At 52.8% G+C, this 1,266-nt stretch carries 1 protein-coding gene; it reads right to left on the reverse strand.

Annotated elements, in window-relative coordinates; all coding sequences use genetic code 11:
• Positions 1-14: 14 nt before the first annotated feature.
• Positions 15-1,178, reverse strand: a complete 1,164-nt coding sequence (locus JFN91_RS21870; RefSeq protein WP_199391257.1) for an IS481 family transposase — start codon at positions 1,176-1,178, stop codon at positions 15-17.
• Positions 1,179-1,266 lie beyond the last annotated feature (88 nt).

Below are 1,266 nucleotides of genomic sequence, written 5' to 3' on the forward strand. Positions count from 1 at the left end.
TGTATAGACCGGAGTCAAGGGTGACAGTCGTTCGGAGACATGGGTGACACTTTTTTATCGCCGATCCGGATCTCCCGGAGCTTTTGGTGGCAGTAGTAAATTAAAAATGTTCCGTCCTGATCCGTGGGGCGAAAAGCAATGGGTTCCCCGCGCAACGCCCTGGAGACTCGGAACACTTGGCCCTTGAAGAAGACCGCCCCTTTGTCCTGCACTTTCCGGACGTGATCACCGGGGGCATATTCGATCCGCGGTGGCACCTCTGGGTACATCCGTACACTTGGCTGGTAGCGGGTAACTGGCGGCTTTTGCCCTAATGATTCATGCGGCCGCTTTGAGTTATACAAGACTCTAAACTCGTCAAAAGCTTGCTGGCATTGAGTTAAATCATCGAAAGTCTTACCTGCTATTGCTTCCACAAGTAGGGTGCGATGAAAGCGTTCGTCTTTACCCTGGGTCTGAGGGTGGTATGGCCGTGAATGGCTCACGCCTATTCCGAGCCTGATTAACCAGGCTGTCAGTACAGTGAGTTGGTGTTCTCCGTCGTCTCCCCAGGGACTGCCATTATCCATGGTGATTCGGTCTGGCAACCCATAATTTCGAAAGGCGGCAACAAGAGCACTCTTTACGCTAGCAGTTGTCTCGTCGCCACAAGCCTGGAGCACCACGTTGTAGCGAGAGTGGTCATCCAGCACCGTCAACGGGTGACAGCGGCCCTGACGGATTGGAAAATGGCCTTTGAAGTCCATCTGCCATAGAGCATTCGGGGTGGGATGCTCGAAACGGATAAAAGCCTTATGCTTTGAAGACTCTGCCGGGTCTAACAGACCGTTACGGCGCAAAATCTCAGTAATTGTGGAGGCTGCAGGGAACACTTGTTTTCCGTCTGCTTCCAGACAAGCCTTAATCTTACGGCCACCCCAAGCCGGATGCTCTTTTCGAAGCGCAAGAATTGCGCTCTCGACCGAGACATCAGTCTGTACCGGACTGTTATGGGGGCGTCGAGAGCAGTCGTAAAGGCCAGCATCTCCATGCTCCTTGTACCGACGAATCCACTTGTAGCCTTTGTCGCGGCTGATGTTGAACAGCCGACAAAGCTGAGAGATGTTGCTGCCATCTTGAACGGCTAACGTCACGAATTCTGCCCTGAGGGTCATGGTTGTCACCTCTTGCCAAGGCATGCCCACCTCCAAAGAGGGAAGTCACTTCTTGGCAATAAGTGTCACCCATGTCTCCGAACATGTGTAACCTATGTCTCCGGTCTATACA

This window comes from Geomonas anaerohicana (assembly GCF_016458305.1).
In the GTDB taxonomy this organism is placed as follows: Bacteria; Desulfobacterota; Desulfuromonadia; order Geobacterales; family Geobacteraceae; genus Geomonas; species Geomonas anaerohicana.

Bases quoted from the DNA above. Each gene is read 5' to 3' on its own strand.
- JFN91_RS21870 (WP_199391257.1), bottom strand. From the start codon at position 1,178: ATGCCTTGGCAAGAGGTGACAACCATGACCCTCAGGGCAGAATTCGTG.